Origin of the sequence: Peribacillus muralis (assembly GCF_001439925.1) — a bacterium.
Classification (GTDB): Bacteria; Bacillota; Bacilli; order Bacillales; family DSM-1321; genus Peribacillus; species Peribacillus muralis.
Genome location: NZ_LMBV01000053.1, coordinates 1 through 282 on the forward strand (window position 1 = coordinate 1; position 282 = coordinate 282).

Here is a 282-nt window from a genome sequence, read left to right on the forward strand (position 1 = left end):
TCCTCTTAAAGCCCTCTTGTTCGATTGTCTCTTGAATTAATTGATAAGCCTTACTTGGACTTAGGTTTTTTCTTGAGTTTAGCAGCCTCCTTTCTGTCGATTCTAGCTTTTTTAACAGCTCCACCTGTCCTTCCAAAAGCTTAATTCGTGCATTCTGCCTCTCGATTACTTAAGAAGGTGTAAGCTCACGTTTTAAGGTTCTACCAGATTCCGTTTTCCTTGTATCTGTAAGTCCGATTAACCCATTTTTCTCATAAGCCTTCTTCCACCTACAAGCTGATT